Source organism: Rheinheimera soli (genome assembly GCF_021290985.1).
Lineage (GTDB): Bacteria > Pseudomonadota > Gammaproteobacteria > Enterobacterales > Alteromonadaceae > Pararheinheimera > Pararheinheimera soli.
Genome location: NZ_JAJOYU010000030.1, coordinates 42,597 through 51,733 on the forward strand (window position 1 = coordinate 42,597; position 9,137 = coordinate 51,733).

At 46.8% G+C, this 9,137-nt stretch carries 10 protein-coding genes; 7 read left to right on the forward strand and 3 right to left on the reverse strand.

Going from position 1 to position 9,137, the window contains the following annotated elements:
• Positions 1-172 precede the first annotated feature (172 nt).
• The 4 genes from LSG37_RS17225 (at position 173) to LSG37_RS17240 (ending at position 2,631) form a co-directional block, all read left to right on the forward strand.
• Entirely contained in the window at positions 173-853 is a 681-nt protein-coding gene (locus LSG37_RS17225; RefSeq protein WP_233081044.1) for an energy transducer TonB, read from the forward strand.
• Positions 854-863: 10 nt separating this feature from the next.
• A complete protein-coding gene (locus LSG37_RS17230) occupies positions 864-1,592 on the forward strand; it encodes a MotA/TolQ/ExbB proton channel family protein (RefSeq protein WP_233081045.1) in 729 nt (242 codons plus the stop codon).
• Positions 1,593-2,006: an ExbD/TolR family protein gene (locus LSG37_RS17235; RefSeq protein ID WP_233081046.1), complete on the forward strand. Its 414-nt coding sequence runs from the start codon at positions 1,593-1,595 to the stop codon at positions 2,004-2,006.
• Positions 2,007-2,139: 133 nt separating this feature from the next.
• Entirely contained in the window at positions 2,140-2,631 is a 492-nt protein-coding gene (locus LSG37_RS17240) for a glutathione peroxidase (protein ID WP_233081047.1), read from the forward strand.
• 121 nt (positions 2,632-2,752) lie between these two features.
• Here the strand turns inward: LSG37_RS17240 and LSG37_RS17245 are convergent, their stop codons facing one another.
• Complete coding sequence (locus LSG37_RS17245) at positions 2,753-3,094, reverse strand: glycosyltransferase (RefSeq protein ID WP_233081048.1); 342 nt, start codon at positions 3,092-3,094, stop codon at positions 2,753-2,755.
• 283 nt (positions 3,095-3,377) lie between these two features.
• On the opposite strand from LSG37_RS17245, the gene LSG37_RS17250 reads away from it, so the two are divergent.
• Positions 3,378-4,253, forward strand: coding sequence for a DMT family transporter (locus LSG37_RS17250; protein WP_233081049.1), 876 nt, complete (start codon positions 3,378-3,380; stop codon positions 4,251-4,253).
• A gap of 136 nt (positions 4,254-4,389) precedes the next feature.
• Positions 4,390-5,607, forward strand: coding sequence for a glycerophosphodiester phosphodiesterase family protein (locus LSG37_RS17255; RefSeq protein ID WP_233081050.1), 1,218 nt, complete (start codon positions 4,390-4,392; stop codon positions 5,605-5,607).
• A 48-nt stretch (positions 5,608-5,655) separates the two neighbouring features.
• Here LSG37_RS17255 and LSG37_RS17260 read toward each other — a convergent pair whose 3' ends face one another.
• Both LSG37_RS17260 and LSG37_RS17265 read right to left on the reverse strand, forming a co-directional pair.
• The gene (locus LSG37_RS17260; protein WP_233081051.1) at positions 5,656-6,768 is read right to left on the reverse strand and encodes an MBL fold metallo-hydrolase; all 1,113 of its coding nucleotides are present in this window, start codon (positions 6,766-6,768) and stop codon (positions 5,656-5,658) included.
• A gap of 193 nt (positions 6,769-6,961) precedes the next feature.
• On the reverse strand, positions 6,962-7,840 hold the full coding sequence (locus tag LSG37_RS17265) for a LysR family transcriptional regulator (protein WP_233081052.1): 879 nt from the start codon (positions 7,838-7,840) through the stop codon (positions 6,962-6,964).
• Positions 7,841-7,959: 119 nt separating this feature from the next.
• Here LSG37_RS17265 and LSG37_RS17270 point away from each other — a divergent pair.
• A partial coding sequence (locus LSG37_RS17270) for an MFS transporter (protein ID WP_233081053.1) occupies positions 7,960-9,137 on the forward strand: 1,178 nt, incomplete at its 3' end.

Here is a 9,137-nt window from a genome sequence, read left to right on the forward strand (position 1 = left end):
TCTGAGTGCAGTGCGATAAAAGCTTTGTCGCACTGCTGTCGCTGTGGATTCGTGCAGCTTTGCATAGACTCCAGGTTTAACTTTTCAGATCAGAGAGTCCAATTCAGGTTACCCAAAACGCCTGTTTGGCATACTTTGATCTGTTATCTGGCATGAATGTGGTGGAAAAGCGGTGAAAGGATCTGCCCTGTTATTTATTTTTGTACTGATGGTGCATGTAAGTTTAGTTGCAGCAGCTGTGACTCTTTCGACAGAACCACAAGCTAAAGTTGTGGAAACAGCCATTGAAGGCCTGATTATTCCAGCTCCAGTTGTCCCGCAGCCAGAAAAACCTGAACCCAGCCCTGCATTACCAGAACCAGTAAAAAAGCCAAAGCCAAAGCCGCTTCAACCAAAACCGGCTGTCGCTAAAAAAAACGTCAGTCAGCCCAAAGCTGCTCAGTTCAAACCAGCTGCTGTTGCAGAAGCTTCACCCACTGCTATCAGCGCACCAGAAGCTGTTGCAGCGGCAGTACCAGCCAAAACCGTCACTGAAAATCCGGAGCCAGAACCAGAGCCTCCAGCCACTCCACCTGTTGCATCGGCCAGTAATGCGGTGAATAAAGCGCCGCTGTATCCGATGTTATCGCGCCGTTTGAAAGAGCAAGGCACAGTCTATCTGCAGGTGTTGGTATTAAAAAATGGCAAAGTAGGGCAGTTAAAACTGAAACAAAGTTCGGGTTTCGCACGACTGGATCAATCGGCACTGAATGCGGTGCGCAGCTGGACTTATCAACCTGCGCTGAAGTTGGGCCAGCCAATAGATTTCTGGTTTGTACAGCCTGTGGTTTTTAATTTAAATTCAATTCATTAGAGAGTAAATCATGCAAGAAAATCCCTATGGTATTGCCGCACTCTGGGCCCAGGGTGACTTTGTTATTAAAGCTGTGGCTGTGATGCTGCTACTGATGTCAGTAGCAAGCTGGACTGTGATCGTGATCCGGGCCATTAGCTTATGGCGCTTAAAACGCATCAGCAGAGCCAGCAATGATTTTTGGCACGCCCACAGTTTTACCGAAGGTTTACGGATTTTAAGTTCGGCCGACTCAGCAACAGGACCCATGAATCCGTTCCGTTATATGGCCGATGAAGGTCAGGCGGCTTTGGATCATCATCAAAGTCATCAGCAAGACTTACATGGCAATTTACCGCTTGCTGAATGGCTGGTTTCTTGTTTACGGGGCGCTATAGATGAAAGTGCCGAGCAGATGCAAAAAGGCTTAGCTATTCTGGCGTCGGTCGGCTCCACTGCGCCTTTTGTCGGTTTATTTGGCACTGTCTGGGGCATTTATCATGCGCTGGTGGGCATAGGGGTTTCGGGGCAAGCCAGCATCGACAAAGTTGCAGGCCCTGTAGGTGAGGCGCTGATTATGACAGCCTTTGGTCTGGCTGTGGCTATTCCTGCAGTGTTGGGTTACAACGCTCTGCAGCGTGGTAATAAAGAGGTGCTGAACAAAATGCAGCGTTTTGCCCATCAGTTACATGCCTATTTTCTGACGGGCGCAGCGCCAAAAAGCAGTAGAGTGGTTGTGCCTTTAAAGGAGGCAAAATAAATGGCTTTTGGTGGCGGTTTGGACTCAGACAATGAAGTGATGAGCGAAATTAATATGACGCCGTTGGTCGATGTGATGTTGGTGTTGCTGATTATATTTATTATCACTGTGCCTGTGCTGACTCACAGCGTAAAGGTAGATTTGCCTCGTGTCAGCAACGAAAAACAGCAAATTAAACCTAAAACTGTCACTTTAACGGTCAAGGCCGATGGCGCTGTATTTTGGGACGATCTACCTATTGAGGCCGCGGTGCTGGAGTTAAAACTGGCGGAGCAGGCACAACAACAGCCTCAGCCTGAAGTCCATATTCGGGGTGATAAAGCTGCACCTTACGAGCATGTACTCAAAACCATGGCTGCAGTGCAGCAATCTGGTTTGCTGAAGTTAGGCTTTATCAGCGAACCTGCAACCTGACTGTGATTGCTGTCTTGTTCGGTTTTTTGCTTCAACTCCATCGATAAAATTAAATTGCATGCAATTTAATTGTTAGGCATTATGTTTTCACTTTCAGCCTTGACTGAAACCCCAAACAACAGAGGATCGCATGATGCCAAACCCAATTTTTGATTTAGCAGTGACCAACATCAAAGGCCAATCGGTCGAGTTAAAAGATTATCAGGGCAAAGTGCTACTGGTTGTGAACACTGCCAGCAAATGTGGTTTTACGCCGCAATACAAAGGTTTGGAAGAGCTGTATCAGAAATACAAAGATCAGGGCCTGGAGATTTTAGGTTTCCCTTGCAACCAGTTTGGTAAGCAAGAGCAGGGCAATGAAACGGAAATCAGTGAGTTTTGTGAACTGAACTATGGCGTGTCTTTTCCCATGTTCGCCAAAGTTGATGTAAACGGTCCGGACGCTTCGCCCCTATTTAAAAATCTGAAACAGCAAAAGCCAGGCCTGTTAGGCTCAGAATCCATTAAATGGAACTTCACTAAATTTCTGATTGGTCGGGACGGCAAGGCGATTTTACGTGCTGCACCTCTGACCAAACCAGAAGATTTAGAAGCTGAAATTCAGCAGGCGTTAGCCGTAAAATAGATGATTTTGATCAAATAGATAGCGTAGAGGCGACCTTTATGATCGCCCGTCTTGTGTTCAAATCGGTCTAATTTTTACAGCAAGAACAAATGTAAAAAAACGCCTGATGACAGAGGTGCAATCAGGCGCAAAGTACACAAGGCTGGGATTGGTTAAGTAAAAGACCTGTAGCTTTTACAACCTGTTCTGCGGTAAGGCAAGAACGGAGCAGAGTGTGCGCCTGTTTTGCTTTATGTACCTTGATGTAAAACAATAAAATGTCAACTCTGCCAGCTATATCGTCAGCATCGATAAAACCAATAGAGTCGCCTTTTGCTTCGGCTAAACCAGTATTTCTTACCACGCTGACACCTGTATTAGCCTGACATAACAACAGGCAAGAGTTTGGTCGTGCTGAACTACAAATATGCTGTTGCGCCAGTTCAAGGCTGGCGTCTGTGGCACCATCACAGAGCAGAATCACCTGAAACTGCTCTGCCAGTTACTCTGCGATGGAATCAAGCAACTGAGGAAAATAGTTGGGGATATTGTAGAAAAAGACGATAAGAGATAACAGCTGCTAATTGTCCTTCTATTCAGCATGCTGTTGTGACGATACTGTATGCCGCTTTGGCGCCACAAAAGCAGCATCATCTCTGGCATCACTGTGTTTACAGATCAGGCTTAATCTTTACTGTTTTTGCACTTGCTTTAGTCTAAGGATTTTTGAACACTAGCCCGCTGTTTTCTGCATTAATCAGGTGGTTATGAAAAGTCTGCTTCACCCGGCTGTTGATCAACCGACCAAGGGAATTCTGTGTATGTTGCTGGCCGTTGGCATGTTTTGCGCTATGGATGCCTGTATGAAGCAACTGACGCAACATTATGGCCCTATGCAAATCACCAGCTTGCGAGCTTTGTTTGCCTGGCCCTTAATAGTCGTCTGGTTAGTGACAACCAACAGAGTGCAGCATTTACTCAATTCACGCTGGTCTTTGCACTTGTTAAGAGCCGTGCTTGGCATAGTGATGTTGTCGGCTTTTGTGTATGCCATTCAAACTTTATCGCTCTCTGATGCTTATGCCATCTTTTTTGCAGCACCACTGCTCATCACTGCGATGTCGGTTTGGTTTTTAGGTGAGCATGTGCAGCTAAGGCAATGGGTTGCTATCGGCATTGGTATGCTGGCGGTGCTCTTTATGCTAAAGCCAGAAGGCGATCAATTACTGAGTTTAGGCGCGCTGGCGGCTTTGGTTTCAGCACTTTGTTATGCCATTTCTGCTATTACGGTTCGGGTATTATCCCGCACTGACAACAGCGGCAATATGGTGTTTTGGCTGATGACCATGATAGGTCTTGGTGCTGGTGCTTTAGCTTATCCTGATTGGGTATCAATATCTTCGGATCATCTGTGGTTATTAGCGCTGATGGGGTTAAGTGGTGCTATAGGTCAGGTGTTTATTACCGAAGCTTTTCGTTTAGCACCGGCTTCTGTCATTGCGCCTTTTGAATACACGGCGCTGGTGTGGGGTTTAGGTTTTGATATTCTGCTATGGCAGTTGTTTCCAAGCTTATCGCTGCTCATTGGCGCTGGGGTGATTATGGCCAGCGGCTTATATTTATGGGCGCAGGAACGTCGCTGATCTTAGCTTTATGGTACAGCGTTCAACACCAGACGGGCAGGGCAAGCCCAGCTGCTGGATTTTGTGTCATGCTATTGTCATTCTGTGGTTTTAGTATGAAGTTTTTGCAAAAGCTGTGACAAAGGGTGTGAATAATATGCTGATACAAAAAGGTTTTTCCCTGCTGCCTCTGAGCCTGTTGTCTTTCACTATGCTATCTGGCGTTGCCATTGCCGCTGATGCTTGTGTGACTGCTCCTTTAGTTATTGCACACCGTGGTGCCAGTGGTCATTTACCTGAACATACGCTGGAAGCTTATATGCTTGCCATGCGGATGGGCGCTGATTTTATCGAACCCGATTTAGTACCCACCAAAGACGGTCAGCTTATCAGCCGTCATGAAAATGATTTAACTCATACCACCAATGTTGCTGTAGTGCCGCAGTTTGCCGATCGTAAAACCACCAAACGTATTGATGGTATTCCAATCACGGGCTGGTTTAGTGAAGACTTTACTCTGGCTGAAATAAAGCAGTTAAAAGCCCGCGAACCTTTACCTGGGTTAAGGCCTCAGGGCGTAGAGCACAATGACAAGTTTGCTATTGTTACTCTGGCTGAGATTGTGGGTTTGGTTAAACAGTTTGAGGCCGATACCGGCCGCAAAGTCGGGCTTTATATTGAAACCAAACACCCGACTTATTTTCGTTATGAAGGTAAAACTATAGCAGGGAACCCCATAGCGCTGGATATCAGCAAAATGCTGGTACAGCAATTACAGCAGCTGCGTTTTACCGAGCCAAACCGGGTCTTTATTCAGTCTTTTGAAGTGCAAAATTTACTGGAGCTAAAACAACAGTGGATGCCAGCTTTGAAACTAAACATTCCGCTGATCCAGCTGATTGGTGATACAGAAAAAGCTTATTTGCCGCCGAAAGACAGTTTTTCTGTGCCTTATGATGTGTTTTATCATCAGCAACAAAGCACTGATTTAGCTTCCATTTACAAAGACAGCAGCAGCCTTTTAGCAGCAGAGCCCAAACCTCTGGATTATTCAGTTTTACTCAACGACAAAGGCCTGAACTTTATGCACAGCTATGCCGCTGGTATTGGGCCATGGCGTAGCAGTATTTACCAAAAACACAGCCTGAACTTAAAGCCTTTTGTCAAAGCGGCCCAGCAGCAGGGTTTAAAGGTACACCCTTATACCTTCAGGGCTGAAGCGAACTATTTAATGCCCAAAGATGAAAAAACTACATTCAGTTATTCTGATGAAATGCAGGCTTTGTTCAAGCAGGGCATAGATGGATTATTTACGGATTATCCAGACTTAGCGCTGGAACAAAGAGCCTTGTTCCAGCGCAGCTGCAAGATGTGATATCTGCATTGCATTATCGCTAATCTGCTAAAAACATGCTGCTTTCTGTTAGAGAGCAGCTTTCCACCAGGGCTTAAATGCTTGTTCCCTGCCATCAAAATAAATGGTTTGTCCGATCACAGGAGTCCATAGCTGGTAATCATAGTTTTGGCTCGCTTTCGACAAACGCTCAAATGGTTCAAACCAGTCATGAGGTGCCAGAGTAAAACGCCCAACATGGGCCGGAGTCATAGCTTGAGTGTTAAGGTCATCGGCAGCTTGGGCAGCTTGTTCCGGAGTCATATGCAAGTGTGCCCAACGCGGATCATACTGACCACTATCCAAGGTCACCCAATCAAAGGCGCCATATTTACTGCGGATCTCCGCAAAATGTGATCCATAGCCAGAATCACCACTAAAAAACAGCCGACGTTGCTGGCTTTCTATAACAAAGCCAAGCCATAGCGATTGATTGCGGGTAAAAGTGCGGCCTGAATAATGCCGGGCAGGAGTGGCATGTATCTTCAGATCTGCATTGATCTGTAGTTCACCGTACCAGTCCAGTTCCTGAATAAGACTTGGATCGTAGCCCCACAGCTCAAAATGCGCTCCTACCCCTAAACCTGTAACCACCTGTTTAACCAAAGGTTTGAGTGCCAGAATTGTATGGTAGTCCAGATGATCATAGTGGTCATGCGTAATGAGTAACAGGTCTAGCGCCGGTATATCTGCTGCAGAATACAAACTAGTACCGTCAAAGGCTTTAATCATGCCAGGTACTGGCGCTGCGTAGTCGCTGAACACCGGGTCAATCAGCATGCGTTTGCCACCCAGTTGCAGATACCAGGAGGAGTGACCTAACCAAATCGCCAGATCATCCTTGGGATTGAGGGTAAACAGATCGGTTTTTTCTGTGGGGATCAGATGTTCAGGCCGGGTTATTTTCTTGTCGGCAAGCCAGTTTTCTAGACGGATAGATAACTGGGTCGCGCCGTTTGTCAAAAAAGGCGTCTCAAGCTGATTCTTAAAGGCGCCTTGAGCATAGTTTGGAGAGGACTGGATCCTGTCCAGTTTTGCTCCATAAGGTAAGCTGCCGAATAAGGCATGCTGAAAATAGGCATAAGTTAAGGCTGCTAGTAGAGCCAGCAGACAGGCAAATCCAATAACTAGTTTTTTTATCATGTATCAACTCTGATTGTTTACGGCAGCTTTTCACATTGGGTCCACAGCATCGAAGTGCTGAGGTTTTACTGCAGTTTTCTAAGAATACATAGTCCATTGTACAGGTGAACCCGCCAGTCGATTAGCCGAATAAAACTCTATGCAGTGATGAGTTATTTTCAATAATCATAACTTTTACAACGCAGTAAGCTATTTATTCTCTGTATCGGATGGCATCTACAAAAGCCATAAAAGCAGGTGAAGCTTGACGACGATTTGGGTAATACAGATGGTACCCCTGAAAATACGGACTCCAGTCGGTTAGGATCATTTTTAATTGGCCATCTGCCAGATAAGACGCCACCAGAGGCTCTGGTACATAAGCTAGCCCAATACCATCCACAGCTGCATTCAGCACATGCATAATGCTGTTAAACACCAGAGGGCCTTCCGCTTTTACAGTAAAAGAGCGTTGGTCTTTTTCAAACTCCCACGCATAAATTGACCCAGCCACACGATGACGAATATTAATGCAGGCATGTTCTGTAAGTTCATCTGGTGCTGATGGCGCTGAGTGACGTGCAAAGTAGTCAGGAGATCCCACCACAACCAAGCGCCAGTCTGGCCCTATCCGCACGGCAATCATATCTTTACTAATGGATTCTCCAAGCCTGATCCCTGCATCAAAACGATCTTCAACCAGGTTGGTAAAGCCATAATCTACATAGAGTTCCAGTTGGATTTCCGGGTAATCACGCAAAAAATTAGCCAGCATAGGGCGTAAATGCAGCTGGATTTGATCATCTGTGCAGGTTAGCCGAATAGTGCCTTTGGGTTTATCTCTGAGTTCACCCAAAGCGTCCAGCTCAGCGTTGATCTGCTCAAACAATGGAGTGATGGACTCTGATAACCGTACACCCGCTTCGGTCAATGACACATTTCGTGTTGTGCGGGTAAGTAAACGCACTCCCAAACGTTCTTCAAGCGCACGGATGGTGTGACTCAAAGCCGAAGGCGTAACCCGCAGTATGGCTGCTGCTTTGGTAAAGCTTTGCTGCTGTGCTACCGCCAGAAAGGCCTGTAAATCCTTCATCTTGTCTTGTGCCATTGCTGAATTTTTCTCACAACTACATAAAGATTATGTCTACTAATCAAAATATAAAAGCTCTGTCAAGATAAAGCCATGTTTTTGGCAGTGGCAGAGCTGATGAAATGAATAGCCATACTCATACTTCGGAGCTTTCTGAGAGGGCGAATAGCTGGGGCAGCGTATTTGCCATGTCTGTGTGCGCTTTTACGCTGGTTGCCTCTGAGTTTTTGCCTGTGAGTTTGCTCACTCCTTTAGCTGAAGATTTAGGCGTAACTGAAGGTTTAGCTGGTCAGGGTATCGCTATCTCCGGCTTTTTTGCTGTGCTGACCAGCCTGTTTATTTCGCCACTTTGTGGGAAGCTTGACCGCAAAACTTTGCTGCTGGGTCTGACCGTGGCCATGGGCTTGTCAGGCACTATTGTTGCCTTTGCGCCTGACTATCAAATCTATATGCTCGGCCGCGCGCTGATTGGCGTTGTTGTCGGCGGGTTTTGGTCTATGTCAGCCGCTACCGCTATTCGATTAGTACCTTCATATCAGGTGCCACGCGCCCTTGCTATCGTCAATGGTGGTAACGCTCTGGCTACCGTAATAGCTGCGCCGCTTGGAGCCTGGCTCGGGGCCACAGTGGGTTGGCGATTTGCATTTTTTTGTCTGGTGCCTGTAGCGTTGATGGCGCTTGGCTGGTTGTGGCTTTCTTTGCCTTCGATGCCTGCAACTGCGCAAAGAAACCAGGAAAGTCAGGTATTTAAAGTACTTGGTTTACTTAAACGACCCGCTGTTCTGTCTGGGCTTTTTGCCAGCAGTCTGATGTTTATGGGGCAGTTTGCACTATTCACTTATCTGCGGCCTTTTCTTGAAACCGTTACAGGGGTGCAAGGTGCCGCCATCTCGTTTTATTTGCTGGTCGCAGGGGCTGCAGGTTTTATCGGCACTGTGTTTATAGGTCAGATCCTGCAATGGCGCTTTTACCAAACGCTGATTGTTATTCCTCTTGTGATGACTGTGACTGCACTGCTGCTGATCCTGCTTGGCGATCGGAGTCACGCTGTTCTTTTTTTGCTTGGGTTATGGGGCCTTACTGCAACTGCAGCACCTGTAGGCTGGTGGGCCTGGATAGCTCAGGTATTTCCGGATGACGCTGAAGCAGGTGGTGGCCTCTTTGTCGCTATGGTGCAGCTGTCTATTGCCCTGGGGTCGACAGTCGGTGGTCTGCTTTACGATCACAGCGGCTACCAAAGTACCTTTTTACTCAGCGCGGCCCTGCTACTAATTTCTGCTGGCCTGACAGTCATAGCTGC